Source organism: Adlercreutzia sp. (assembly GCF_056795635.1).
Genome location: NZ_JBQIIT010000004.1, coordinates 141,920 through 166,395, shown reverse-complemented (window position 1 = coordinate 166,395; position 24,476 = coordinate 141,920). Strand labels below are relative to the sequence as shown.

General features: G+C 62.6%; 24 protein-coding genes. 11 read left to right on the top strand and 13 right to left on the bottom strand.

The window, feature by feature from the left end:
• The first annotated feature begins 71 nt into the window (after positions 1-71).
• The 8 genes from ACTOXK_RS03920 to ACTOXK_RS03885 all read left to right on the top strand — a co-directional run bounded on the left by ACTOXK_RS03920 (position 72) and on the right by ACTOXK_RS03885 (position 5,766).
• The gene (locus ACTOXK_RS03920; protein ID WP_482277582.1) at positions 72-443 is read left to right on the top strand and encodes a hypothetical protein; all 372 of its coding nucleotides are present in this window, start codon (positions 72-74) and stop codon (positions 441-443) included.
• Between the two features lie 133 nt (positions 444-576).
• On the top strand, positions 577-1,344 hold the full coding sequence (locus tag ACTOXK_RS03915; protein ID WP_482277581.1) for a ParA family protein: 768 nt from the start codon (positions 577-579) through the stop codon (positions 1,342-1,344).
• Positions 1,331-2,236 (top strand): ParB/RepB/Spo0J family partition protein, encoded by a 906-nt coding sequence (locus ACTOXK_RS03910; RefSeq protein WP_482277580.1) that lies wholly within the window; start codon positions 1,331-1,333, stop codon positions 2,234-2,236. Before ACTOXK_RS03915 ends, ACTOXK_RS03910 begins: the two co-directional genes overlap by 14 nt.
• 277 nt (positions 2,237-2,513) lie before the next feature.
• Complete coding sequence (locus ACTOXK_RS03905; protein ID WP_482277579.1) at positions 2,514-2,933, top strand: plasmid mobilization protein; 420 nt, start codon at positions 2,514-2,516, stop codon at positions 2,931-2,933.
• Between the two features lie 2 nt (positions 2,934-2,935).
• Positions 2,936-4,168, top strand: a complete 1,233-nt coding sequence (locus tag ACTOXK_RS03900; RefSeq protein WP_482277578.1) for a relaxase/mobilization nuclease domain-containing protein — start codon at positions 2,936-2,938, stop codon at positions 4,166-4,168.
• Positions 4,165-4,731, top strand: a complete 567-nt coding sequence (locus ACTOXK_RS03895; protein WP_482277577.1) for a hypothetical protein — start codon at positions 4,165-4,167, stop codon at positions 4,729-4,731. Before ACTOXK_RS03900 ends, ACTOXK_RS03895 begins: the two co-directional genes overlap by 4 nt.
• A 55-nt stretch (positions 4,732-4,786) precedes the next feature.
• The gene (locus tag ACTOXK_RS03890) at positions 4,787-5,482 is read left to right on the top strand and encodes a hypothetical protein (protein WP_482277576.1); all 696 of its coding nucleotides are present in this window, start codon (positions 4,787-4,789) and stop codon (positions 5,480-5,482) included.
• Positions 5,483-5,556: 74 nt separating this feature from the next.
• Positions 5,557-5,766 carry a hypothetical protein gene (locus tag ACTOXK_RS03885; protein WP_482277575.1) on the top strand — a complete coding sequence of 70 codons (210 nt, stop codon included), beginning with the start codon at positions 5,557-5,559 and terminating at the stop codon, positions 5,764-5,766.
• 83 nt (positions 5,767-5,849) lie between these two features.
• Here ACTOXK_RS03885 and ACTOXK_RS03880 read toward each other — a convergent pair whose 3' ends face one another.
• The gene (locus ACTOXK_RS03880) at positions 5,850-6,290 is read right to left on the bottom strand and encodes a hypothetical protein (protein ID WP_482277574.1); all 441 of its coding nucleotides are present in this window, start codon (positions 6,288-6,290) and stop codon (positions 5,850-5,852) included.
• A 294-nt stretch (positions 6,291-6,584) separates the two neighbouring features.
• Between ACTOXK_RS03880 and ACTOXK_RS03875 the strand changes: the two genes are divergently transcribed.
• From ACTOXK_RS03875 to ACTOXK_RS03865, 3 genes are all read left to right on the top strand, one after another.
• Positions 6,585-7,154 (top strand): DUF8617 domain-containing protein, encoded by a 570-nt coding sequence (locus ACTOXK_RS03875; protein WP_482277573.1) that lies wholly within the window; start codon positions 6,585-6,587, stop codon positions 7,152-7,154.
• A gap of 83 nt (positions 7,155-7,237) precedes the next feature.
• Positions 7,238-7,912, top strand: coding sequence for a hypothetical protein (locus ACTOXK_RS03870; protein WP_482277572.1), 675 nt, complete (start codon positions 7,238-7,240; stop codon positions 7,910-7,912).
• The gene (locus ACTOXK_RS03865) at positions 7,909-9,396 is read left to right on the top strand and encodes a hypothetical protein (protein WP_482277571.1); all 1,488 of its coding nucleotides are present in this window, start codon (positions 7,909-7,911) and stop codon (positions 9,394-9,396) included. Before ACTOXK_RS03870 ends, ACTOXK_RS03865 begins: the two co-directional genes overlap by 4 nt.
• On the opposite strand, the gene ACTOXK_RS03860 is transcribed toward ACTOXK_RS03865, so the two are convergent.
• From ACTOXK_RS03860 to ACTOXK_RS03805, 12 genes are all read right to left on the bottom strand, one after another.
• Positions 9,362-10,054, bottom strand: coding sequence for a class B sortase (locus tag ACTOXK_RS03860; RefSeq protein WP_482277570.1), 693 nt, complete (start codon positions 10,052-10,054; stop codon positions 9,362-9,364). The genes ACTOXK_RS03865 and ACTOXK_RS03860 overlap by 35 nt on opposite strands.
• 103 nt (positions 10,055-10,157) lie before the next feature.
• On the bottom strand, positions 10,158-13,919 hold the full coding sequence (locus ACTOXK_RS03855) for a VaFE repeat-containing surface-anchored protein (protein WP_482279851.1): 3,762 nt from the start codon (positions 13,917-13,919) through the stop codon (positions 10,158-10,160).
• A gap of 8 nt (positions 13,920-13,927) precedes the next feature.
• A complete protein-coding gene (locus ACTOXK_RS03850; protein WP_161471215.1) occupies positions 13,928-14,392 on the bottom strand; it encodes a DNA gyrase in 465 nt (154 codons plus the stop codon).
• Positions 14,393-14,506: 114 nt separating this feature from the next.
• Positions 14,507-15,511, bottom strand: a complete 1,005-nt coding sequence (locus ACTOXK_RS03845) for a VirB6/TrbL-like conjugal transfer protein, CD1112 family (protein ID WP_482277568.1) — start codon at positions 15,509-15,511, stop codon at positions 14,507-14,509.
• Positions 15,512-15,516: 5 nt separating this feature from the next.
• Positions 15,517-16,275 carry a hypothetical protein gene (locus ACTOXK_RS03840; protein ID WP_482277567.1) on the bottom strand — a complete coding sequence of 253 codons (759 nt, stop codon included), beginning with the start codon at positions 16,273-16,275 and terminating at the stop codon, positions 15,517-15,519.
• A gap of 15 nt (positions 16,276-16,290) precedes the next feature.
• Positions 16,291-17,928 carry an NlpC/P60 family protein gene (locus ACTOXK_RS03835; protein WP_482277566.1) on the bottom strand — a complete coding sequence of 546 codons (1,638 nt, stop codon included), beginning with the start codon at positions 17,926-17,928 and terminating at the stop codon, positions 16,291-16,293.
• Between the two features lie 4 nt (positions 17,929-17,932).
• Positions 17,933-20,371, bottom strand: coding sequence for a VirB4-like conjugal transfer ATPase, CD1110 family (locus ACTOXK_RS03830; protein WP_160325037.1), 2,439 nt, complete (start codon positions 20,369-20,371; stop codon positions 17,933-17,935).
• Positions 20,372-20,471: 100 nt separating this feature from the next.
• The gene (locus ACTOXK_RS03825) at positions 20,472-20,876 is read right to left on the bottom strand and encodes a PrgI family protein (RefSeq protein WP_160325016.1); all 405 of its coding nucleotides are present in this window, start codon (positions 20,874-20,876) and stop codon (positions 20,472-20,474) included.
• 13 nt (positions 20,877-20,889) lie between these two features.
• Positions 20,890-21,105, bottom strand: a complete 216-nt coding sequence (locus tag ACTOXK_RS03820; RefSeq protein WP_160325015.1) for a hypothetical protein — start codon at positions 21,103-21,105, stop codon at positions 20,890-20,892.
• A 187-nt stretch (positions 21,106-21,292) separates the two neighbouring features.
• Positions 21,293-23,119 (bottom strand): VirD4-like conjugal transfer protein, CD1115 family, encoded by a 1,827-nt coding sequence (locus tag ACTOXK_RS03815; protein WP_482277565.1) that lies wholly within the window; start codon positions 23,117-23,119, stop codon positions 21,293-21,295.
• Complete coding sequence (locus tag ACTOXK_RS03810) at positions 23,116-23,661, bottom strand: hypothetical protein (RefSeq protein ID WP_160325013.1); 546 nt, start codon at positions 23,659-23,661, stop codon at positions 23,116-23,118. Before ACTOXK_RS03810 ends, ACTOXK_RS03815 begins: the two co-directional genes overlap by 4 nt.
• Before the next feature lie 16 nt (positions 23,662-23,677).
• On the bottom strand, positions 23,678-24,421 hold the full coding sequence (locus tag ACTOXK_RS03805) for a hypothetical protein (RefSeq protein WP_160325012.1): 744 nt from the start codon (positions 24,419-24,421) through the stop codon (positions 23,678-23,680).
• Between the last annotated feature and the right edge of the window lie 55 nt (positions 24,422-24,476).

Genomic DNA, 24,476 nt, shown 5'->3' with positions numbered 1-24,476 from the left:
ACCCCGGTCCCGCTCGGGCGCAAGCCCGGGCGGGGGTCCGGGCCTACCAACCAAGCGAAAGGATTCACATCATGGGACTCGACATGTACCTCACCAAGAACCGCCCCGGTACCGACGGATGCGAGCTTCTTGGCTATTGGCGCAAGGCCAACCACGTGCACGGATGGTTCGAGCGCAACACATCAGACGGCTACATCGAGAACTGCGAGCTTTACCCGGTGTGCCGAGGCGACCTCATCTGCCTCATGAGCGACTGCCGGAAGGTCCTCGACGACCCGAGCTGCGCCGCGAGGGTCATGCCCCGCGAGGACGGCTTCTTCTTCGGCGGCCAGGCCTTCGACTCCGACTACTTCGAGACCCTCGACGAGACGATCGAGATTGTCAATCGGGCGCTTGAGAAGGTCGACGAATGGGACGAGCTCTTCTACCACGCGTGGTGGTAGATCGGCTGAATCTCACAGAACAGCACAATACTGTGCTGTTCTGTGCTATACTGGCAGTGTAATACAAATCGCGGGCGCCCCATTCCACCTCCGGGGGCGCCCCCGGTCAAGACGCAAGCAGGAAGGAGCCTTCATGCGCACTATCGCCATATCCAACTACAAGGGAGGCGTGGGAAAGACCACCACGGCGGTGAACCTCGCCGCTATCTACGCCTCCCGGGACAAGCGGGTCCTGCTCATCGACCTCGACCCGCAGGCATCCGCCACCGACTACTACGGGCTCTACGACAAGGCGAGGTCTGAGGGCCGCACTTCGGTCGAGCTCCTGTACGAGGGGGCGTCCGTGGCCGACATCGCCTACCCGTGCGGGGGCACTGGCCTGTCGGTCATCCCCTCGGTGATCGAGCTCGTCGACCAGAACGAGCTCCTGCTGCGCGAGCAGAGGCTGAAGTTCGCCCTCGATGACGCGGCGGAGGACTTCGATATCGCGATCATCGACTGCTCTCCCGTGCTGAAGCGCCTCGCGTTCAACGCATACCTGGCGGCAGCAGAGGACGGCATCATCATTATCCCGGTGAAGCTCGACTCGACCGTCATGCGGGGCACGGCGCTCACCGTGGAGGCGACGAGGGCGATCACGGAGGCGCTCCGCCTCCCGCGCCCCAAGTTCCGAATCCTTCGCACCTGCGTCCCGGGGCGCATGACGAACGCGGAGCGCACGGGAGCCGAGGTCCTCGACAGGTACTTCCCGGACGTCATGTTCGACACCGTCATCCACGCATCCTCCAAGGTCTGCGAGGGCAGCTGGCAGTGGCAGCCGGTCACCTCTTTCGAGCCGGGGAGCCGACCTGCCAAGGACTATGCCGCGCTTGCCGAGGAGGTTTTCCATGAGCTCGCCTAGTGACGTCGCATCCGGCTTCTCCATCTCTGGCCTCCTCGACGAGTCCTCCCTCACCCGGGAGAGGTTCCCCATCGTGGAGATCGACGTCGGCGCCATCGAGGGGCACCCCGCCAACATCGCCTATTCCATGGACGAGAGGTCCATCGCCAACCTCGCCCGCTCGATAGAGAAGGACGGCCTCACCGACATCCCCCTCGTGCGCAAGCTCGACGACGGGCGCTGGCAGATGATCTCGGGGCACCGCCGGCTCGAAGCGTACCGCCTCCTCGCCTCCGGGGACGACTCCTTCGCGAGGATCCCGTGCCGCGTCGTGGAGGGGCTCACCGACTCCCAGGCGGTGACGCTCCTCCACACAGCGAACTACTTCGTCCGGGCCCTTACCGTCACCGAGCGCGCCCGGGCGACGGAGGCGCTCGGGCTTGAGGCGGAGCGCCTGCGCGCGGAGAACCCGGACCTCAAGGGCATGCGCACGGCCGACATCAAGGCCTCGATGGTATACGAGCAGACCGGCCGCACCGTGTCGCCCAAGACCATCAGGCGCGAGGAGAAGCTCGCGAAGGTCATCAACGAGAGCCTCTCGCGCCACTGGGCGCAGGAGGCCGACGAAGGCAGGCTCTCGGCGTCGAGCGTCGACATGCTGAAGGACCTCCCGAAGGAGAAGCAGGCGCGCCTGTTCGCGGGACGCCCTGCCGGGCTGAACAAGAAGGAGACCACCGACTACCTCAAGGAGAAGCTCGGCGTCGAGGAGGAGGCGGACAGGAGGCTCGTGCGGATCCTCGACGACCTCAGGTCGTACGCCGCCTCGCACCTCGGCGAGGTGAGCGGCGCCGACCGGAAGGCCGTCGCCGAGATCAAGCGTTTGAGCGCCCGCATCGCCAAGTTGGTGGGATAAGTCCCCACCTCGGGGATTATCGGCGCTCAGACGCGAAATCCAGCAAGTAGCCCATGGCGTATTACATTTCCATTCCATCGCCATGGCACTTGCCCCCGGAGGCGTTCGATCAGCTTTGTCGCCGAGCAATTGAGGGGCTCGGCTCCGGCGACTCCGGGGGATGAACCAGGCGGGCAGCCTCGATGCTCACGAAGCGTCGCTTCGAGGCTCAATGCCCGGCGGGGGATCCCCCGCGCCCCTGAAGACCTAGAGACTTCCGATGGTTAGGAGAATCATCATGACCGATACCAACAAGACCCATACCCTGAGCTTCCGCCTCGCCGAGGACGACTACCAGAAGCTCGTGGAGCGCTGCCGAGAGGCGGAGCTCTCGAAATCGAAGTACCTGCGCTACCTGATCCGAATCCCCGTAGTCACCGAGGGCGAGCATGCGGAGGACGTGTCGTGCCTCGTCCTCGACCGCAAGTCGCTCGCGAGGATCTCCAAGGAGCTCACCCGCTGGGGCTACCACTACAACCAGGCCGTCCACGCCATGAACTCCATCAACTACTACGTGGCGCACGGCAAGGCGAGCTCAGACATCCTCGACGGGAAGGCCGAGAGCATCGAGTGCGCGCTCATCGACGTCAACGACAACGCCCAGCGCATCGTCTACGAGATCGCAGAGCTGCAGAGCAAGCAGCTCGTCCAGGAGTGACCATGCCGATCCTGAAGGTCATATCCGGGCACGGCGGCACCGGGGGTATCCGCAACTACCTGGAGAAGGACGGGCGCGCGCTCGGCCGGGACTTCCTGAACCTGCCCGTAGAGGAGTGGATCACGGAGGACCGGGGCGGCGCGCCCCTTCAAGTCGAGTGGGACGCCGAGATGGATGCCACGCGCAGGGCCTACGGCACCGACGCCCCCTGGAAGGGCATGCGGGCGAGAACGTTCAAGCACTTCGTGATCTCGCCCGACCCGGAGGACGCTATAAGCATGGCCCAGCTCCGCGAGCTCTCGCAGGCATGGGCGGCGAAGCACTTCGGCTCACACGAGGTCGCCATCGTCTACCACGACGACAACGAGGGGAACATTCCGCACGCCCACGTCGTGGTCAACAACGTCAACCTCAAGACGGGATACCGGCTCCACACCGACCATCCCGAGGACCTGAACCGTGACTTACAGGACATGGCACGGGAGCGGGGGCTCACGGGGCTCTCCAACGTGATGCCGGATCGCGGCGAGAGAAGCCGCGACGAGGGCAGGCCGCGAAGTCGCCAGGGGGTCTACTTCGGGCGCGCCGAGCGCGAGCTCATGCGCGAGGGCAGCTACTCCTGGGTGGGAGACATACGCGCGCGGGTGGCATTGGCGAAGAACACCTCCCGAACCGAGGCGGAGTTTCTGGAGGCCCTCGACCGCCTCGGCTTAGAGGTGTCCGACAACTCCGCCAGCGCCAGGCGGGACGACTGGATATTCGCGTTGGCCGACCAGCCCACGCGAAGGGTGTCCGGCGAGAGGCTCGGCTACACGTTCGGCAAGCAGATGCTCCGCAGCCGCTTCGAGCGCCAGTCCTCGTATCGTCCAGAAGCAAGGTCGGGGCGAGAGATCAGGCATCGCGCAGCCGAGGCGTTCGAGCTGAACGACCTTCAGGACCTGAGCCGACTCTCCGCCGTGCTTGAGACGTGCGCCAAGTTCGACGTCCGCTACATGGAGGACTTCGACAAGAGGATCGCGACGCTCACGAGGCGCGGCCACGAGGACTCCGAGGGCTTCAGGCGACTGGCCGAGGCGAGGGTGTACGTGGCCGAGAACCGGCTCATGACCTGGCGCGAGGGAAGCAACGAACCAGCACCGATAGCTACCCGCAGGCGGGGCGGCCAGGGAGAGGCCCAAAGGCAGAGGGCGCAGGAGGCGGAGCGCATGCGCTACCGAGAGAGGGGCGAGCGATGATAGTCAAGATCACATACGACGACAAGCGACTCGACGTGTTCGACACGTCCACGTTCACCCAAGCGATGCCCCTCGGCAAGCAGAACATGCTCACCAACTTCGAGGTGAGGTTCGACGACATGGCATTCGACGGCCTTTGGCTGGCAGCGCACAGCTACCTCGCAGACGAGGCGTTCAAGAAGGAGGCCACCGAAGGAGAAGTGCCGGTTGCGCGACGCACCAAAGGGTGGCGCTTCCTGCTCGCATCGTCCGAGGAGCTCGACCACGTGGAGCTCGTCGTGGTGGACGGAGAGGCGATCGTCAAGCGGGTGCTCGGGGAGCTCGTGGACCTCCAGAGCTTCGACGAGAAGGCATACGAGTGCATCGGCTCATCGTCCAAGGGGCTTCACGAGCGCATCCGCGAGCTCTACCTCTATCTGCAGAAGACGACTGGCGAGATGGAGCCGTGCGTTCCAGGAATCCCGAGGCAGGTTGCAACGAAGGTGATGTTGCTCGGGGCCGAGGAGGTCGCAGAGGACGAGATGGACGAGGAATGGGGTGATCTCGATGAGGCTGGTTGGTAGCTTCGTGCGTTTCCCGATCAAGGCAGTATTCCGATTCATGTAGGGAGTGGTTGATATGAACAAGATCCTCGATAAGCTCAAAGGCGTAAGCACGTGCAGGGTTGCCGCTATTGTCGCAACGCTCCTGCTTGCCGTCCTGGTCGCAGGCTTGGCGGCTTGCTCGGCAGCCACGCTCTCAAGTGAGGCCGGGGCCGTGAAAGCCGTCGGAGACGCGGCTGCAGGCATCATCGGCGAGGCGCGAGGGATCGAGCTCCCGGAGCAGGGAAACGAGGACAATGAGGCGTCTGAGTCGAATCCTCAGGAGGCCGAGGACGCAGAACCCGATAGCGGGGACGCGCCTTCGGGGCCTTCGCCGGAGCCAGGAATCGCAGATCGAGCACAGGCGTCAGGTGGCACCGGCGACCCCGGTGGCCCCTCGCAGAACACGGGAAGCGCCTACTCTGCGGGTTCCGACCAAGCGCCCGCACAGCAGAAGAAGTGGGTTGAGGACACCGAGCAGGTCTGGGTTGAGGACAAGGCCGCATGGTCGGAGCAGGTGCCCGTCTACGGCACGAAGGAGGTGTCCATCTGCAACATCTGCGGACAGGACATCACGGGCAACACGTCGGCGCACGGCAAGGCCCATATGATCGCAGGAGAAGGCTCGGGGCACCACAGCGAGGTGCGTCGAGAGGTCACCGGCTACAACACAGTCAGCCATCCCGCAGAGGGCCACTGGGAGACCCGCGTCGTCGGAGGGCATTGGGAATGATGCATATAGGCTGCAGCAATTTCAGGCCATAGCCGGACAATGGCCAGACGCCTCGAAGAGAAAGGAGAAGAACTATGACAGATGAAGAGGCATTGAAGCTGCAGGATACGATAGGGTCGGCGCTGAGGGTTTTTGCCGGAGTGGAGCAATCCCTTGGATACGTCGACGAGTCATCAAGCGACTACCACATGAGCCATATGCTCGCAGATGTTATGAGGGAAGAGATTATGAAGGTCATGAGAGCGTTCCCCGAGAGCTGGAAGGAGGAGATCATCGTCTTCTAGCCTAGGTCTATGCTGCAAGCCGTACATGGCCTCCATTGCGGGCGGGGACGCACCTTGCGTCCCCGCCCGTATTCGTAGCCCCGCTATCTTCGCTCAGCGCTTCGGTCCCTTCCGGCAGCCATGCTGAGGGCCCAATAGAGACATCCTCCTAGCATGTAGGCAATGAGATCAAAGGGATCGCCGACGCTGTCAGCCAGGAAAGCAGGGACAACGAGCTCCCAGAAGAGGCCGCACAGAAGAATGAAAACGAGCATCGTCGGCAAGCGCTTGAACCTGACGTCCGGCTTGACGAGGTCTATCAAGAGATTGGTATAAGCGAGGAAGGCGGTTCCGCCTAGGAAGTCGTTCGCATGGCATTGGAGCAAGTAGCCCACCAGATCGCCATCTGGGGATGAATACCATGGCTTTATTAGGAGCTCGTTCGCCTCAAAAAGGACAAAGCAGATAACGAGAGTAGAAGAGTCCAGAGCAAGGTATCGTCCCGACAGCTTGGCGTTGTGGTGGAGCTGAGAGCAGGTGGCCACGACAAACTTCCTTAGGCCGTTGCGGCGAGAGTCCTCCTGCCCCATGTCAGAAGGCTGCATGCGCTATCCGCAGAATGCGAACAGGGCAAGCCCGAAGGCGATGCCCAGAGCGATCACGAAGACCCACCAACAGCATCCATGGTTGTTGTTCATGCTAGCCTTTCCCTAGAGATTCGATCGAAACGATTATATCCGCTGAAGCTTCCCGAGCTTGCGCGTTCATGGGACACCCCCGCATGTGGCAGAAGGCTAACATGGCAGCATGATTCCTTATCCGAAAAAGAGGAGCTGCGAATGGCGAGAATAGGGTGCCCTTGCGGAGGGTGCATCTCGAACACCTCCGACGGTGACGAGGTCGAATACTATTTCATGGCTGATGCGATGCTGAAGGAAAACTGGGAATCAAAGGCTTTCTTCGATATCCAGTACAGCGACCTGGCCACCGAGATCTGGAAATGCGACATATGCGACAGGATGCTGTTCTTCGAGGACGGCGCATCCGTGACGAGGTACATGAAGCGCATCGACGTAGATACTCTCACACTCTCCGACCTCGAAGCCGAGCATGCGGAGGGAATCTGCTACAACAACCTTTTGTTCAACGAGGTAGACCGTCACTTCACTTGGAGGAACGAAAGAGACGAATGCCCCGAGTACGCCTTCTTTGAAGACATGCCGGACGGCCACGACCTCCTGACCCCGGAAATCATGTTCAGGGAGGTGTTCAGTCACGAGAACGGCAGGTTCCGCAACTGGTGGTACGCGCGGCTGTATGACGACCTGCTCGTTTTCTATTCTCCCTACAAGGAAGATGGCGGCAAGCCTGTCAAGGCGTGGAGGCGCTACGAGCAGGTGTGGAATTGATGCCTGAAGCCCGGTTAGCTTCCAACTCGGGCGGTTTAAGCAAATCGAGGCCTTAAAATAGTATCCAAGTTTTAGGAGGATCTATGAGGAAGTCTCTGATAATCGTTTGCGGTGATTCCGACAGGAAGTACGCAACTTACATCCAGCAGCTGATAAGCGCTTTCGACGACGAGGGCGACGAAATCGTGGGAACGAGGGACGGCAGTGTCGATGCCGTCGTCTGGGACGAGAAGCACTACCTCGACAACATGAAGAAGCTGAACTCCTCTAACCACATCCTGTTCATCGGAGATACCAATGCCGCCAAGGAAGCGCGTTGCAACATGGACGTGAGATTCGACGAATTAGGCATGAGCTATGGATGGCTCGGCACGCAGGCTTTCATGCGAGTAGCCGACAACTCGCTTAACAAGGACAATTACGAGCACTTCAAAGAGCTGTGCGCGAAGTATGGCAAGAGCTTCGAGAAGGAGCTGGATCTGCATTTCAGCCCCGAGGAAGCTTCGAATGTTGGCAAGACGACAGAAGAGGTCAAGCCGATTGATTTCCTGCCTGTGCCGCTAGGCTTTCTTTCTCCGGTTCTTGGCGTAGCTTCCGCAGTTGCAATGCACGGGAAGACCGTTGTAGGCGCAGCTGGCCAGGCTCTGAACTTCGGAGGCGATCTGCTTCAAGCGGGCAAGGCGAAGGATCAGCAATACTCCCTTCTCTCGCTCATCGTTTACATGGATGCTCTTCCGGCGTTCTTGGGCGTGAGATGAGCGACGGGTTCAAAGACGGCTATGAGTTCTATGCCAGGACTGCTGGCGCACAGCTTGCCGCACTGACCGAGTCAGCGCGCATAGAAGCAATAGACCGTGAGATAGGAAAGCTCTATCGCGAGATCGCAGAACTTGGCACGAACAAAACCGTTGAGACGCTGAGCGGCGACATCGCCGAGTTCTACCATGCCGACACCTTCAACATCGACGCGATACTCAACGACTCGTCCAATCGTGCGTACGTGCCACGTGTCAACACCTTCGCTTCTCCCGATGTCGTATTGGATACCGGCGAGGCATTTCAGATCAAGTACTACGCGGATGGCGCAAAAAGCGCCAGGGCGCAAGCCGTTTCCCTAGAAGAGGCATCTCGCAATCCCCATACAAGCTCCGGGGCTATAAAGGCTCTTGCATCCGATGGAGCAACGGGGTCGGACCCCATCTACGATGGAATGGGGAGGCTAATCCCCGATGGTCAATTGGCCGAAGCAGATGCATTCCTCGACCAGAGGATCGTCAAGGAATCCGTTGTGCGGCCAGATGAAGTGAGGCACTACTCCGAAACGAAGGAAAAGCTCACCAGCACCGTCTCCGATAGGGACGGGATCTCCTCCAAAGGGCTCTCGCGCGAGGAATCGAAGCGGCTCGCGAGGGAGTCGAAAGAGGGTTCGCTCGATCTTGGGAATCATGGCATTTCAGCCGATCAGCTGATGGAGGCGAAGCACATCGCCAAGGCATCCCTCAAGGCGGGACTCTCTGCAGCCGCGATCGCAGCATTGTTGCAGGCGGCCCCTACCATCATTGAATCTATCCAAGAGCTTGCACAAGAAGGGTCTATCGATCTCGGTCGCTTGCAGGAAGACGGCGCAGACACGGTGGCTGCAGGTGGTTCAGCATTCGTGACGGGTGCACTTACCGCTGCTCTGACCGACATGGCTCAATCGGGAAAGCTCGGCGAGTCCCTTGTAGGGCTTCCCTCTGCAGTGATCGCAAGCGCCACCGTGATCGCATTCAACGCTTTGAAGAACGGCATCAGGATGGCTCATGGCGAGATGGATCAACGATCTTACGCCGATGCCATTTTGAACGATACATTCATCGCTTCCTGCGCCCTTGCATCGGGAATGTTGGGGCAGGCAGCATGCCCCATTCCCGCACTTGGTTACATGCTTGGGAGCTTTGTTGGCTCGGCTGTTGGTGGCCTCACGTACCAAGCCGGAAAGCAAGCGTTCATATCGTTCTCCGTGGAGCACGGTGCCACGTTCTTTGGGCTTGTCGACCAAGACTACGAGCTTCCCGACTCGGTCTTGAGCGAGATAGGGCTGGACGTCTTCGAGTATGACCGGTTCGCGTTCGAGCGACCCGCCCTAGATGCCTTCGCCCCAAGCTATGCTGAGATTGAGATGTCCGAAGGGCCGAAACCCGCCATAACGCTTCCTCGCCGTGGGGTCATCGCTGTTGGGAAAGTCGGCTATGTTCTATAGCATAGACCGTCGTTCTTGAGTTCCAGGTCTGATATGAGCAGGTCGTGAATGCGAAGAGCTGCTCTGCTTCGCCCGGGTCGCACAAAATCAAATCTGACTCAGCGATGCGCTCTGCGGGAGCTACGCCTTGATCAATCCTCAGCGATTCGCGGCTGGCATTCACAACATCAATGGCGATGGGCGCAAGATGAAGGGTCTCGCCGCCGCGTTGGTAGATGATTATCTCATCGTGCTCTTGCGCATAAGCCTCGTCGATGAAGTTTGCGAAGTCGGCGAAGGCAGAGCCGTCCGACATGTGGTGGCCGTAGACCATGACGAAAGACGAGTCTAGCGAGCACTCGCTGTCTATGTAGGGCGTGCCGTAAGCGCCCTGCCCTAGCGCATCCCGATACAGGTATGCGTTGGGCTCGTCGGGGCTTGCCTGAACGACGGGTTCGTCGATTGACGTCCCTGGAACCTCGACCCAAGCGACGACCTCGGGCGGAAGGGACTCCCAGTCGATCTGGCGCACCCGGTCCGCATTCTCGGAACTCGCGATAATCCCAGCCAGTTCGGCGCGCTCGTCCTCCGGTGCCGTGACGTAGGTAACAAGCGCCGCGAAGGCGACGCTCAGGAGGATTACGCTGAGCACGCCCGTTAACTTCTTCAGCTTCTTCATATCCTTCTCCTATGCAACAGGAGCGGGCCGATCGGAAGGCCCGCTCCTTTGGGGATTAGCTGCCAGCTAAGGTTCGCCGACAGCGATGTTCCTTAGCTGCGAGCTAAGATTCGTCCGCGCTCTCGATGACCTCCTTTTCGAGCGCGTCTATGGCCTTTGCCGTGTTGCGGGAGCGGCGAATATAGGCATATCCCGCTCCGGCGCAGCCGCAGATGGCGATGACGAGGAGGCTTGCGGCCACAGGGTCGACTTCAGCGAAGCCGCCTGTCTTGGGATAACCCTTGCCGGGCGATTCGGGCTCGGGCACCTCCTCGGGGAAGGTCACGGTCTGCCCCTCGTCGTCTATGTCCTCGTGGACAGCGATGATGGTTTCGCTCTCATCGGTCAGCTTCTCGAAGAAGACGATCGATTTGCCTGCTAGCTCGCGCGTGTCGAGGCTGACGGTGATGTCGATGGTGCCGTTGGGCGTCTCGGGGGTGAACGTGGTCATGCCGACCCTCGGCAAACCGTCATCCCCTGTCAGTGCGGCTCCCGACGCCTTCTCCATGAGGGTGGTGAAGATGCGATACTCCTTGCCCGGAGTGAGACCCGTGTAGGCCACTGTGTCGATGAGGACGCCGTTCTCGGTGCAAGTGCCCTCGCTCGTGTCCGTTATGCCGTCGCGCGCCTGCGTGGCGATGTCCACCACGGCGACGGTCTGGTCCACATCGTCGATGTCTGCGTGGACCATGTACTCGACGCCCTCGAACACCATGGTCTCGAACGCGACGAGCGACTTGCCAGCAAGGCTCGCGCCCTTGAACGTGAAGGTAACGTCCACCGTTCCGCAAGAATCCTCGGCTACGAAGGTGGAGGATGCCGTGATCCCTTTGCCATCGTCGTCCGTTGCAGGCTCGCCTGTTGCCTTGTCCATGAGGACGCCTGTCGCGGTGTATTCGTTTCCGGGGACGAGCCCGGTGTATTCGATCGTGTCGACGATGGTGAGGTCATCCCGCGCCTGGGTCTCATGAGCCCCGTTCTCGGGGTCAGTGGCCGTGGTCTTCATGGTCTTCGGCATGTTCTCTAGCTCGAAGGTGTAGGCCTGAGCCATCGAGCCGGTGTCGTCCCATTCGATCATGCCCTGGTCGTTCACCTTGAAATCGACGACGGTCGGGTTGCCCTCCTCGTCGACGTCGGTGATGGCGTAGCCCTCGGGTGCCTCGACCTCTTGGATGTGGTAGCTTCCGTGCTTGGCGTAGGCGAGCGATATCTTGCCCTCCTCGTCGGTCACCAGCTCCTCGTCGAAGGTGCCCTCGTCGTTCCAGATGTGGAACTTAGCGCCAGCGAGCGCCGCATCGTGGTCGAGCGCGTCGACCTTCAATAGCTCGGGGTCGGTGGGAAGGTCGGTGACGGCTTCCTCGTGGTCGTATACCGCGACGTCCTGGCCTGCATAGTCGAGCACGACGGTCTTCTCGGCCACGTCGAGCGCGTAGCCGTCGGTGGCCTTCGCCTCGTAGACCGTGTAGGTGCCGAGGTAGAGCTCAGGGCTCGTGGCCTTTCCATCCGCGCCGGTCGTGAGCGTGGCGACGATCTCGCCTTCGGTGGCGCGCACGGTGCCGTCGGGCGTGATGATGGCCTCCGCCGCCTTCACGATGTAGACGGACTCCTCGACCGGCTCTCCCGTCCACCCGTCAGATTTGGCTACCGTGATGGTCGCCTTCTGGGGCATGTCCGAGAACTCTACGACGAGCGGGTCGTCCCAGCCTTTGTACTCGGCTCCCACCGTGAAGACCTTACCCTCAAGCTCCTTCACATATCCGAAAGGTGCCTCGACCTCGACGAGCGTGTAGTCGCCCTGCTCAAGGAGCATGGGCAGCGTCAGCTCGCCGCGCTCGTTCGCGGTCCAGGTGTCGAGCACCTGGGTGTCGGGATAGTGCGAGGTGTAGGTTACGAGGTCGCCGTTCGCGTCGAGGAGCTGGAAGCTGCAGGGCAGCGGGATGCGCTTGCCGGTCTCGGCATCGACCTTCTCGATCTTGAGCGGCGTCTGCGGGATGTGGTTGTTCACGAGCTGGGGCGGGTCGTACTGGCCCTCCTCGGAGATGATCGTCTTCCAATCGGGCACGGCGATCAGGTCCTTGCCCCATTTGGCCTTGAACGCCTCGGCGACGTGCTCGGGGATGACCTCGTGCACGGTGTAGGTGCCGTAGGCCAGCGCCCCCGTCCAGTCTGCCGGCTTGCTCCAGCCGTTGACCTTGGCGTGGTCGTCGAGCGTGGTCGCGAGGCCGTTGTCGTCGGTGACGATCGTGCATACGCGGTTGCCCGGCTCGACGAGCTTGCCCGTCTCGGGAGAGACCACCGCATGCTCGGATGCGTTGTAGAGCTCGAACTTCACGCCCGGCACCAGGTAGCGGTTGACCTCTTGGGGCATGTCCCCGTCGGGCTCGGAGTAGACCGTGGTCGAGACCTCCTTGACGAGGCGGAAGTCTCCGTGCTTCACGCGGTCGGGGATCTGGGGCGAGTTGTAGGTGTAGACGCTCTCGCCCTGGGCACCTCCCTCGGTTATGCGTACGCAGAAGACCTTCGGGTCCCCGCCGTGGCCGTCATCTAGGTTGTAGCCTTGCGGCGCTCGCGTCTCCTGGATCAGGATGGTGCCGAGCGGGATGGAGGCGTCGCCGTTGGTCTGGTAGAAGAGGGCGTCGCCGGAGTGCTTGTACTCCTCCGCGTAGTATGCGAACCCATCGGCATCGGTCTCGAACACCCAGGTGCGCGCAGGCTCGCCCGATGCCTCTGCGGCCTGTGCCGTCGAGTAGTCTCCAGCGTAATAGCGCACCGTGAAGAGCGCGCCTTCGAGCGTTGCGTCACCTTGCGCGACGGACTCTCCGGTCTGGCCGTCTATCTTGCCGACGAGCATGCCGACCGGATCTGACTGGGCGATGTCCGAGACGGTGCGCGTGTTCACGCGCGTGGTCTCATCGGGGGTCACGTGCGTCTTGTAGACGGTTGGGTCGAGGGCATGCCCCGGAGCGCGCTTGGTCTCCATGACCCAGTAGTCGCCCTCGAAGAGCTCGCCGAGCTTGCCGTAGCCCTGCTTGTCGGTGACGATGACGCCCGCCTTCTCGGTGAGGCCCTCGTTTGAGTAGACCGTGTATTCCGCTCCCTCGAGCGAGTAGAGCGGGTTTCCCTCGCACATGGAGGGGTTCTCGGTCACCTTCACGAGGTCGATCTCGCCGTAGGGAATGTACTTGAACGAGAGGATGAGCTGGTTCCCGGCCCCCGTATAGAGCATGAACGCCTCGAAGTTCTTCGGCACCTCGCCCTGGCGCGCCGCGATCAGTCGGCCCGTCGCGTTGGCGTTGCACATATTGCCCGACGAGTCGAAGCCGATCACGTTCTGACGGCACCAGGACTTGAACTCCGCATTGCAGCCGAAGAGCGCATAGTCGCCGTTAGAGGAGAACGTGTCCGAGAGCAGGATGTGCGCGAGCGCCGCGTAGCGGGAATCCGTCATCGCGCTCCCGTCATACCACGTGGAGGGCCACAGGCTCTTGTCGAACCCCGGGCTCCCATACCCGAACCAGAGGTCCGCTACCGTCTCGGCGTTCCTTCCCGACGGGGCGCTTATGGACGACTTGGAGTAATTGCCCGCAGGCGGCGTCGCTGCGGACGGGTTGCCGCAGTAGGCGATCTCCCCGTCGGCGTACATCCACGTCGTGGTGTATCCGGCGTAGTGAATCTTGCCGCCGACGGTGAGGTTGGCGGACTCTGCCCCGAAGGCCTTGCCGCCCGAGGCGGTGACGGCCCCGAAGGCCGTCGATGCCGCGATGAGGATGGCCAGGACGCACCTGACCACCTTCGATGTCATCGCTGCTTCCATGGTCTTTTCCATGATGCCCCCTAACGTGCGACGGGCTCGGCAGCGCGCTCGCTGCGGTCCTGGTTCCGGGACGCCTCGCGGGCGTCCTTCGCCTTGTCGTCGAGGGAGGCGAGGAACTCCTTGCGGCCCTTGTCGACTGCCTCCTTGAGGGCGGCGGGCATGACCTTCACGATGTCCTTCACGCCCTTCCCGCCCTCGTCCTTGACGGGGCCTCCGTTCTCGTCGAGCTGGGTGCGGGTGAGCCACACCTCCCGCTCCGCGAGGAGGGGGATGTCGCGGAAGTGCTCCCCCTTGAAGCGTGAGGGGTTCACGAACAAGGGGCTGAACTGGTAGTAGCCGACATCCACTCCGTCGATGACGGTGTTCTTCGGCAGGGTCACCGAGTTGAAGGTCTTCTCCTCGCCGGTCCTCTGGTCGATGTAGGAGATGTCCTCCCGCACGAACTTCTCGTGCATTGTCAGGTACACGTGCTTCTTGTCTTCCATTTGTGAAGCTCCTTTACGTCTTGATTGGTCTCTTCGGGCCTTTAGTGGAATGGCCCGTGGTACTGCTGATGCGCCTAGCCCATAGGCACCACCTCCTTTCGGCCGGGCATGTCGCTAGAATCCGCTCACGATGTCGCGCGCCCAGCTTCCGCTCTTCACGAGCGAGAGCACGAGGAGGATGCACATGGCGAGGTACTGCAGCGCGTAGGTGAGGCCGTTCGCGATGGCGTCTATCGGCGTGCCGGTACCGGGGTTCACGGCGACGATGCCGCCGAGGATCGCGGGGAAGCTGATGAGGAGCACGAGGATGATGAGGCCCGCTATGCAGACCGCCCCGAAGCTCTTGAGGTAGCCGATGCCGATCTGGCGCGTCTGGTCGAAGCCGAGGAACGCGAGCGGTATCGGGGAGAAGGCCGCCATGATGTAGAGCTGGATGGCGCGCGCCCAGCAGACGACGAGCGCGACGATGTAGGCGATCAGCACCACCAGCCAGCTGATGATCGCCACGACCAGCAGCGCGAGAAGCGCCGAGAGGTCGTCGTCTGTGGTCACGACGGACACCGCAGCCATGTCGAGTGCCCCTCCCGTGCCGAAGAGCGCCTCGACGCGGTCGATGGCGAGCCCCACGACCTCGTAGATTGCGGCCATGAGGTCGAAGCTGTGCTGGATGAGGAAGAGGAACACGGCGAAGAATACGAGCAGGAACACGACCTCCTTCACGCCCGGCATCGCCTGGTTGCCGTCCATGCGCTGCGATATCTCGATGAGCTTCAAGGTGAAGACGAGCCCGAGCACGCCGCAGCCGATGGGCACGATGGCGACCTGCCAGACTCCGCGCGCGATGTCGTACATGGACACGTCGCCTGCGGTCGTGAGCATGGTCGCGAAGGGCGCGGAGAGCACGCCCTCGGCACCGAGGGACCTCATTACGTCGGTCTGCGCGCCGAAGATCCAGTTGCACCAGTCGCGGAGCACGCCGCAGAGCCACGAGTTGATGTCGTCTGCGATGGACGCCCAGGCGGGCTGGGCGGGGACGAGCAGCGCGGCGAGAACGGCGAGCGTGATCGCGAACGCGTATGGGAAGGCCCTGTTGCGGGGCAGTGACTTGATCCTTTGCATGCCGATCAGAGCGCCTCGATGGAGCCGTCGGCGTTCCTCGTCACCGACACGATGGTGGACGCCCCGTCGTCGAGCGTGAAGCTCGTGGTGGCGGTGCTGTTGGCGAAGTCGATCCACACCTCGGCGTCCCATATCGCGCGGGCGGCATCGGGCGAGACCGCTGCGGCGCGTGATGCGACGGCGGCCTCGACCTTCGCGGCGTCGACGCCGAGCGACTCTTCGAGCTTGCTGGTCACGCCCGTGAAGGTGAGCGACTTGGGCTCGGTCTGAACGGAGGCGTATTTGGCGGCAAGGGCATCGCTTTCGATGAGGGTGCGCCCCGCCGCCTCGTGTACCGTGACGAGCACGGGGCTCGCCGCCTCGGTCATGGACTTGGAGGCGAGGACGGTGGCCGTGATGCCCCCGTCTGACTCCTCTTCGGAGTCGACGGTGAAGTACGTGACGGTGTTGCTGCCCTCCTTGCCCTCGACGAACGCTCCGTCGACGATGGCGAGCGTGAGCGTCGGGTCGTCCGCTCCCACCCATGAGGTGCCGACGAGGCCCGCGAGGCCGGAGACCTCGTCGATGTCGGCGGTCTCGTCGATGTCGGCAGCCTCGGCTTGCTCTTCTTCCTTGACGTCAGCCTCCTCCTGCAGCACCGCCTCGGCGCTCTCTGCCTCCTGGATGTCCTCGGTCGCGAGGGTGCAACGCGCGACGCCCGACCCCACGAGCAAGAGCAGCGCTACCGCCGCTGCGGCTGCCATGATCTTGTTCTTCCTTGTCATGTCTGGATCCTTTCCCTATCTGATCTTGATGGCGCTCGTGAAGTACGACGCGCCGCTTGCGATGGTGCAGACCGCACCTGAGTGCGGCTCGTGGATGTACTGGTCTCCTCCGATGTATATGGCCACGTGCCCCGGCCTCCAGAGGATGTCGCCCGGGCTCGCCTGCGAGATTGGGACCTTCTTGCCGAAGGCGGCCTGGGCCTCCGACTGCCTCGGTATTTGGATGCCGGCCTTCGCGTAGCAGTACTGCGTGAGGCCCGAGCAGTCGAGGCCTACGCCCGGCGTGGAGCCGCCCCACACGTAGGGCACTCCGAGCTGGCTGTAGGCGGCCTGCACGATCGCGTCGCCCGAGAGCGCCCCGCGCTCAAGGTCGTCTGCGCTCATCGAGTCGAAGCGGCGCAGGTCGTAGGTGTCCATGATGGATTTGAGGCTCTCCACGTAGCTTGAGCTCGTGGCCCAGCCCGCGTCCTTCAGGCCCTCTGCCATCTTGTCGGACGACTTCTCCGATATCGCCTCGCGGATGAGCGCGTTGTTGCGGTAGTGGGACGCCTGCAGGAACACGCGGCTGCGGAAGCGTATGCACTCGACGTCGCCCTTGAACACCGTGAAGTACGCGGTGATGGTGGTGATCTCGCCGGGCGAGTACTCCTCCTTGGTGGACCATCCCGCCTTGCCAGCGACCTCGGGGGCGGAGGCGAAGCTCGCCGCCCATTTCATGCCGAAGAGGTTGTGGTCGCGCGTCGCGAGTTGGCTCATGGAGTCGCCCTGGCCGGACTCCGCGATGATCTGGGCGATGGTGCAGCCTGCGGGATGCCCGTACTCCTCCTGGCAGCGGATGGCCTCCTCGACCATCTCGTAGGTGATGTAGGGCGGAAGGCCCTCCATGGAGCGCTTCTTGTCCTCGGCGTCCCAGAACCCGAAGAGCGCCGATACCATCTGGCCCACGAGGAGGGCTATGAGCACGAAGGCGATGACACCGCAGAGGACCCCGCCCGCTGCGGCGAGACCGCTTCCACCGAGCGTGCCCGCGACCGCCGTGCTCCCAGACGTCGATGCGGAAGCCTTGACGGCCGTTCCCGCAGCTTGCGCTGCGGCGTGTCGCGTCGCCTGCGCCTGTGCGCCGCTCGCCCCTGACGCCCTGGCAGCCCCTGACTTCTTGGCACCCAGGGCGCTTGCGCGCTTGGCGGATCCTTCGACTTTGCCAGCAGCGCTTGCAGCATCGCTCTTGCGTGCGTTTCGTGCATAGCTCGCTGCGCGCTTGGTCGTCCTCCCGGCATCGTATGCGCCTTGGGTACCCTCGAACTCGTCGGTGTCGTCGAGCTCGGACACTGCTTCCCGCATTGCGATCTGGCGGGCGCGCAGCGCTTTGTCCTTCGCATCGGTCGGCTCGGCGTATTCGTTGGACGATTCGAGGTCTTTGGGTTCAGCGCCCGAACTCGATGCAGGCACAGCCTGCTTTGCGCGCGCTGTCCTGTTGGCTTTGTCGCGCTTTCTCGGCGTGCGCACGCCGAGCGCGTCTTCCCGCTTTGTGAGCACGGAGAGCTTCTGGGACTCGTCGTCCTTGACGATCCCTGCGCTCACGGCATCGACCTTGCGTGCGGTGACGATGTCTGAGATGGCGCTGCTGTCCTGTACGAGCTCCTTTGCATCCATATGATCAAGCGCCCTTCCTGGCGTTGTCGTTGAAGGCCTTGGCGCGCTTTAGCTGCGCGATTTCCTCCGGCTTGGTGTTGAAGAGGTCGTAGAGCAGGCCCTTGGGGAAGTCGTCCCGGATGGGCACGCGCGCTCCTCCCGCCACGAGAAGGCCTTCTCCTGCCTTGATCGACTCGTCGATGTACTCCTTCTCGGCAGCGGAGAGCGAGAGCATCTCCGCCCACGATGCGAGGTCCTGGGCCGCCTGCTTGTGCAGCAGGCAGAAGTCCGAGTTGAGGACCATCGTCCGCGCGCGCTCATGGGTGAGCATGTGGGAGGTGTTCTGGGAGATGCCCGTGCAGATGAGGTTGAACTTGCGCCCCTCCGCCCAGAACTTCGCGAAGTAGTCGATGATGGTGGGATGGCCGAAGAGCGATTGCACCTCGTCGATGTAGAGCCAGGTGGTCACCCCCCGCTCGAAGTTCGCGTACATGCGGTTCCTCACGGTCTCTAGAGCTGTGAGCATTCCGAAGACGCGCATGTTGGTGGAGAGGTCGTGCAGGTCTATGTTGGTGATGCGGTTCGCGAATCCGATGTTGGACTGCCGGTTGAAGAAGGAGAGCGCCCCTGTGACGTAGCGCTCGTAGCGGAGGGCTATGTCGCGCGCCTCGGCCTCGGGCTGCTCCAGCAGTATCCCGTGGAAGTCGGTGAGCGTCGGAGTCGCGCCGTCTTCGGCATGCCTTGCGTACGCCGCCTCGACGCAGCGCGTGATGATGGACTTGTCCGCCTCGGGAAGCCCCTCTGACGACTCCGCCATCATGGCAGAGGACAAGGCCAAGAAGGCATCGATTTTGAACGCGAGCTGCGCGGCGTCGGCGCGGCCCTCGACGTCGGTGAGGTCGAAGGGGTTCAATGCCGTGTCGGCATCGGGCGCTAGCCGCACGTTCACGCCTCCCAGGGCCTCGATGAGGTTCCCGTACTCTCCGGCCGGGTCGAAGATGATGATCTCGTCGTCGGGGTATGCGAGCACGGTGTTGGTGATCTCGCGTTTCACCGAGAACGACTTGCCGGAGCCCGGCTTGCCGCAGACGAACCCCATGGGGCTCGCAAGCTTCTTGCGGTTGCAGATGACGAGGTTGCCGGACTGCTTGGACTGCCCGTAGTAGCCGCCTCCCTCCTGGTTGAGCTCTAACGAGGCGAAGGGCATCTGCATGGCGATCTGGCCCGTGGTGAGGTAGCGGGTGACGTCTATGTGGTTCAGCCCCAAGGGCAGCACCGAGTTCAGCGCCTGACGCTGTCGGTAGTAGAGGGGCTCGATGCCGAGGGAGTTGCCCTGCCCGACCGAGATGATCTGCTCGACCTGGCGCTCAAGCTCCTCCACCGTGTCGGCGTAGGTGTAGACGAGCCCTGTGTATACGAAGAGGCGCTCGTTCTTGTTGCGCAGGAAGTCCAGGAGCTCTTCCGCCTCCTCCTTGGAGTACCGAAGCTCGGGCGGCAGGATCGTGTAGTCGTAGCCCTTCTTCATCGCGCTCATCTGCTCGTCGATGATCTCCTTGTCCATCCAGTCCAGCTGGCGCTTCACGAGCGCGAGCGCGTCTGATTGGGCGATGGGCTGGATGTGGAGGTTCACCGAGAGCGGCATCGGCAGGTCGATGATGTTGGCGAGGTAGTGGTCCTCAAGCATCGAGCCGAACGTGCGGATCGAGAGCACGCAGCCGTACGTCTTGTCGACCTTGAAGATGTCCGAGCGACCGTCCGGCTTGAAGTCTATGAGCGCCGGTGCGATGAGGTCCTTGGTGCGCACGTTCGATCTCGGGCTGATCTTGTCCCATGAGAAGGTGAAGGGCGATCGTGGGCGCAGCTGCGACTGGATCGCGCGCAGCCGCTCGGTGCCGTCGAGCGCGTGCGCCTCGCAGCGGATGCGCGAGAGCGTGTCGGTGACGTCACCCTTGATTCGGGCGAGCTTCGGTACGGCCTCGTCTACGTCGGCAGCTCCCACCATGTAGGTGAGGTAGCGGTGGCGAGTGAGGTTCGAGACGCCCTCGCGCATCTTGTCGTTCAAGATCTGGTTGTACTCCCGGGCGTATCTCGCCGTGTCCTGGCCGGACTCCGGAAAGAAGCGCTTGTTGCCGATCTCCTCGTCGGGGATCGGGACGTTCGCTATGGTGAGCTGCACGGAGGAATCCGCGCCGAAGTAGTTGTAGAGCGAGGAGAGCACGGTGAAGATGTTCTGCTGGCTCTCCTTGCGCGCCGATTGGTAGGAGATGTCGGCGAACTCGACGGTTTGGGAGAAGAGCCCCTCCTCGACCTGGGCGATGCCGTCGCGATAGATGGCGTCGTAGCCGATGAAGGAGGATATGTCTCGCGCGGCGGCGCGCGCCCTCTTCTGGCCCGCGACCTTCTCCTCGTGCGCCTTCTTGCTGCGGTCGGCGTTCGATGAGCCACCCATCATTTGGCGCAGCATCCCAGCGCCAGCATGCGACTTGGCCTTGCTCCGAGCCGCCTTCCGCTTGCCCTTGAGCGCCTTCTTCTCTTCCTTTCGCTTCCTTGGATCAGATGTCTTCTTATCGGGATGGCTCATTGCCTTCAGCTCCTTTGCGTCGGGCTGCCCTTCTCGCGCGCCTTGTGGGCCTACCCGCCTCGGCCTTCTGGAGGTCGGGGGCGGCGGGGCACGAGTAGAGCAGCTTCTGGTCTTTCAGGTGGTGGTTAGCGAGCAGCGGCGCGAACTTCTCCGCGTGCATGCCGAAGGGCCGCCAGAAACCGGCGAGCCAGAACGGGATCGATGCGCACATGACGGGGAATGCGGCGTCTGCGACCTCGATGCCTATCCAGAAGTGGCATAGGGCTGCAACGAGGATCGCCGAGCCGAAGCCTCCTGCCACGCACACGAGCGTGCGGAAGGAGAGCTTGCCGACGATCTTCTCCTCGTATTCGCCGATGTCCTTCTGTATGGGGATCTGCAGTGACATGGCGACCACGCCCCTACGATGGGAGCCAGGATGTGTCTAGCATCCCGAAGTAGACCGCTGCGGCGATGATGATCGCGCCGCCCGCGATGGTGGAAATTGCGGAGGCGATCTGGCTGCCTCCCTGCTGTTCACGGATCGCCAGTCCCAGGCTTACCGCGCCCCATACGACGAGGAAACCGCCGAGGAAGGTCACGCAGCCGGAAACCAGGCTGATGATGTTTGCGAGCATGTTCTTTGTCCTTTGCGTCTTGATTGCCCGCATGCGCCCCTGAAGTGGAATGGGGCCCTTGTGGGCGAGGGTATAATTGGTAGTTGCGAAGGGCGCGATGCGCTCCTTTGCGTCTTGATTGGCTGCGGCGACCGGTGGTGCGTGGAATCATTGCCGGTACTTGGAGGCTTAGCCTGCCGCAGCTTACTCACTCGCCCATGAGCATCCCCTCCCTCCGCGCGCGATACCGCTTGAAGTCGAATGCGCCGCGCTTGCTCGCGGCCTCAAGCGACTCTCGCCTCGGGTGCGCATCCAGCGGGTATTTCTTGTCCAGGTAGGCCTGCGCGCCGTTGATGAGGACGAGCGCCTGGTCGCGGGGCATGCGGGACACCTCGCTCGCTTGCATGAGGTCGCGCTCGATGAGCCCGTAGTTGTGCGTGTAGGTGGGGTTCGCGCCGCGCGAGTCGTTCACGGAGACGTTGGCCACTGTCTGCTTGCCGATCATGTCCGCGATCTTCTGGTTTGTGTCCGCCGACTTGCCCCCGAGGTAGAGCAGCGTGTCGCAGGCGTTCATGATGGTCGCCGCGTTGTTCTCCCCGTAGTTCTCGTCGAGCTGGGAGAGCGACTGGCAGATCATGGACACCGCGATGTTGCGGCTTCGAGTCACCGTGATCATCCGCTCGAAGTCTGGGATGGTGCCTATGTTTGCGAACTCGTCGAACACGAAGTGCACGCATCTGGGGAGAGCGCCCGAAAAGCGCGAGAGCGCCGCCTCGCAGAGGGTGTCGAGCGCCTGCTGCATGAGCAGCGCGAAGACGAAGTCGAAGGTGGAGTCCGTGTCCGACATCGAGCAGAAGACCGCCACCTTGGCGCGCGCGTCCCCCAGGTGGTCGAGCGCCATCTCGTCGTAGGCGAGCAGCTCCTTCATCTCGGCGATGTCGAAGGGCTTCATGCGCACGTTGCACGAGACCATGATCGACTTCAGGGTCTTCCCGGCGGCCACCTTGAACTGCTTGTAGCTCGCGAGCGCGAAGTCGTCCTCCGGACGGACGGGCTTCGCGACCTTCACCCAGGCATAGCCGCTCGATGCCGGCTGGAACTCTCGCGATGAGATGTCGTAGCCGCTCGACTCTGCCACCCTCATGAGCCTCTCGCCGGTCTCTATCTCGTGGAAGAGCATGTCGAGCGGGCTCATGTAGTCCTCGTCGTCCTCGCGCGCGTCGGCGAGCGCCAAGAGCGAGAGCAGCCCTGGGACGCTATGGTCCTCCTCGGGGCAGTGGAGCAGAAGGTACGAGATGAGCGCGGTGTAGAGGAGCTTCTCGGCGTTCTCCCAGAAGGGGTCGCCTGAGTGCTGGTCGTCTCCTGTGGTGTTGCGGATGAGGCATTCCACGAAACGGAGCGTGTCCGCCTCGCCCTTGATGTACTCGATGGGGTTGAAGTGGAGGGACCGGGTGAAGTCGATGGTGTCGAAGGTGCGGATCTCGTATCCGGCGTCTTCGAGCACCCACCCCATGTCGTGGATGAGCGTGCCCTTGGGATCGGTGATGAAGTAGTTGGCGTTGAGCTGCATGAGGTTGGGCTTCACGAAGTAGCGCGTCTTGCCGGTGCCGGGGCCGCCTATGACGAGAACGTTGTTGTTCGTCTCGGTCCTCTGGTCGTGGGACTTGTCGATGAGGCGGATTTTGGCGTGCTCGGTGAGCAGGATGTTGTTGTCGGCGTCCTTCCTGTCCGAGAACGCCTCCATCTCCTTTTGCGTCGCCCAGCGCGCCGACCCGTGCTCCTCGCCCTTGCGGTAGCGGCCGCGACGCTCCCACCAGCGCACCCATACGAGCCAGACCGCGCAGGCGCATGCCGCGCCTATGGCGAGTGGCAGGGGCTCTAGGGACAGCAGGGTACCGCTTTGCGCCATGGACAGGGCGGCGCTTGCGACGTCGCCCTCCGAGTTGCCCATGGCGAAGAGGACGGCCGTGGCGGCGTCTCCTGCGAGGAACGCGATGGCGGAGAGCGCTGCGATGAGCGAGAGCTCCGCCCTCATCGGCTCTTCACCTCGACCCGCTCGACCTCGCGCGCGGCGTCCTTCGCCTCATGGGCGGCCTTCGATGCCTCGCGGGCTGCCTTGGCCTTGTCCTCAAGGGGCTCTTGGTCGCGGGCCTCCGTGAGCTCGATCTCGCGCGCCTCGCAGGCGCGCTCAAGCTCTGCATCCACATCTTGCTCAAGCCCGGCGAACACCTCGTCGACCTCCGGCGCGTCCGCGATGCGGAACACCAGGTGGTCGTGGCCGTCGACCTTCGCGAAGTCGTGCTCGATGGCCGCATCGTCGAGCCTCTCGCCGATGATCGCTTTTAGGCTCTCGTAGTCGGGGAGCTCCTCGAACTCGGACATGTCGAGGCGCGCGAACTCGCGCACTTCCTCGTCTTGCTGCGGGGCGGCGTCTTCCAGGTTCCCGCGAAGGTTCTGGATCGCGCCTTTGAGCCTCTCGGCCGAGGCGCGGAGCGCCTCCTCGCTCATGTCCTGGCCCATCCTGAGGAACCAGTCGAAGAGCTTCTCCCCCGACTCGTCTCCGAAATCGCTTGCCATTTCCTGCCTCCTTCGTCTATCTCTCGTTCGAGCGCGCATCGCTTGCGCGTTCGGCTTTGCCTTGGTGCTCAGCGGCGAGCCTCGCTTCCTGGCTGCGCTGCTCCAGGGTCGGGGTCGCGGGCTCTTTTGTTTGCGCCTCGTACGCCTTGAGCTGGGCGTTGATGGCCTGCAGGAGCGTCATGCCCTCTTGCTCCTCCTCGGGGATGTCGATCAGGTCTATGCCCTTGAAGGTGAGCATCTTGCCCAGGTAGTTGCCCTCCACCGACATGAGGAAGTTCTCGCCCCTGGCTATGACTGAGCCGTCGTCGAGGTAGGGAAAGGCGTTCCCACCCCAGGTAAGCCCTGCGCTTATCGGCAGGTAGTCGAGGTGCTTGCACTCGTCGACGGTGGCGATCCGCATTCCGGCGACATAGCGCACGAGCTCCGAGCGCTCCTTGGCTATCGCCTGAAGGCTGAGCGACTCGAAGGGCACCCAGTCGGGGCCGTCCTGCTTGAGCGTCCACCACTCGTCGCCGCCGTCGACCTGTTGTATGAAGGCGAGGTCGCCGTAGATGACGCCCTGTCGGATCGCCCAGTTGCCCGCCTTGAGGAAGTCCGAGAGGTCGTCCATCGAGAAGCACCTGTCGAACTCGTAGGGGTACTCCTCAAGGTATGGGTCGTCCTGCCAAGCAAAGCCGCCTCGTTTGAGCCAGCCGTTCTTCTGGCATGCCTCCTCAAGGCTCTTCTGCTCTTCCGGGGTTGCCGGTGCCATGTTGTACATTTCCTCATCCTCTGCTTCTGTGTTTCCAGCCGTTCGATCTGAAGGGCGCGGCGGG

Excerpts from the sequence above, each read along its gene's own strand:
- ACTOXK_RS03920 (WP_482277582.1), top strand. The coding sequence starts at position 72 with ATGGGACTCGACATGTACCTCACCAAGAACCGCCCCGGTACCGACGGA.
- ACTOXK_RS03915 (WP_482277581.1), top strand. The coding sequence starts at position 577 with ATGCGCACTATCGCCATATCCAACTACAAGGGAGGCGTGGGAAAGACC.
- ACTOXK_RS03910 (WP_482277580.1), top strand. The coding sequence starts at position 1,331 with ATGAGCTCGCCTAGTGACGTCGCATCCGGCTTCTCCATCTCTGGCCTC.
- ACTOXK_RS03905 (WP_482277579.1), top strand. The coding sequence starts at position 2,514 with ATGACCGATACCAACAAGACCCATACCCTGAGCTTCCGCCTCGCCGAG.
- ACTOXK_RS03900 (WP_482277578.1), top strand. The coding sequence starts at position 2,936 with ATGCCGATCCTGAAGGTCATATCCGGGCACGGCGGCACCGGGGGTATC.
- ACTOXK_RS03895 (WP_482277577.1), top strand. The coding sequence starts at position 4,165 with ATGATAGTCAAGATCACATACGACGACAAGCGACTCGACGTGTTCGAC.
- ACTOXK_RS03890 (WP_482277576.1), top strand. The coding sequence starts at position 4,787 with ATGAACAAGATCCTCGATAAGCTCAAAGGCGTAAGCACGTGCAGGGTT.
- ACTOXK_RS03885 (WP_482277575.1), top strand. The coding sequence starts at position 5,557 with ATGACAGATGAAGAGGCATTGAAGCTGCAGGATACGATAGGGTCGGCG.
- ACTOXK_RS03875 (WP_482277573.1), top strand. The coding sequence starts at position 6,585 with ATGGCGAGAATAGGGTGCCCTTGCGGAGGGTGCATCTCGAACACCTCC.
- ACTOXK_RS03870 (WP_482277572.1), top strand. The coding sequence starts at position 7,238 with ATGAGGAAGTCTCTGATAATCGTTTGCGGTGATTCCGACAGGAAGTAC.
- ACTOXK_RS03865 (WP_482277571.1), top strand. The coding sequence starts at position 7,909 with ATGAGCGACGGGTTCAAAGACGGCTATGAGTTCTATGCCAGGACTGCT.
- ACTOXK_RS03860 (WP_482277570.1), bottom strand. The coding sequence starts at position 10,054 with ATGAAGAAGCTGAAGAAGTTAACGGGCGTGCTCAGCGTAATCCTCCTG.
- ACTOXK_RS03855 (WP_482279851.1), bottom strand. The coding sequence starts at position 13,919 with ATGGAAAAGACCATGGAAGCAGCGATGACATCGAAGGTGGTCAGGTGC.
- ACTOXK_RS03850 (WP_161471215.1), bottom strand. The coding sequence starts at position 14,392 with ATGGAAGACAAGAAGCACGTGTACCTGACAATGCACGAGAAGTTCGTG.
- ACTOXK_RS03845 (WP_482277568.1), bottom strand. The coding sequence starts at position 15,511 with ATGCAAAGGATCAAGTCACTGCCCCGCAACAGGGCCTTCCCATACGCG.
- ACTOXK_RS03840 (WP_482277567.1), bottom strand. The coding sequence starts at position 16,275 with ATGACAAGGAAGAACAAGATCATGGCAGCCGCAGCGGCGGTAGCGCTG.
- ACTOXK_RS03835 (WP_482277566.1), bottom strand. The coding sequence starts at position 17,928 with ATGGATGCAAAGGAGCTCGTACAGGACAGCAGCGCCATCTCAGACATC.
- ACTOXK_RS03830 (WP_160325037.1), bottom strand. The coding sequence starts at position 20,371 with ATGCTGCGCCAAATGATGGGTGGCTCATCGAACGCCGACCGCAGCAAG.
- ACTOXK_RS03825 (WP_160325016.1), bottom strand. The coding sequence starts at position 20,876 with ATGTCACTGCAGATCCCCATACAGAAGGACATCGGCGAATACGAGGAG.
- ACTOXK_RS03820 (WP_160325015.1), bottom strand. The coding sequence starts at position 21,105 with ATGCTCGCAAACATCATCAGCCTGGTTTCCGGCTGCGTGACCTTCCTC.
- ACTOXK_RS03815 (WP_482277565.1), bottom strand. The coding sequence starts at position 23,119 with ATGAGGGCGGAGCTCTCGCTCATCGCAGCGCTCTCCGCCATCGCGTTC.
- ACTOXK_RS03810 (WP_160325013.1), bottom strand. The coding sequence starts at position 23,661 with ATGGCAAGCGATTTCGGAGACGAGTCGGGGGAGAAGCTCTTCGACTGG.
- ACTOXK_RS03805 (WP_160325012.1), bottom strand. The coding sequence starts at position 24,421 with ATGTACAACATGGCACCGGCAACCCCGGAAGAGCAGAAGAGCCTTGAG.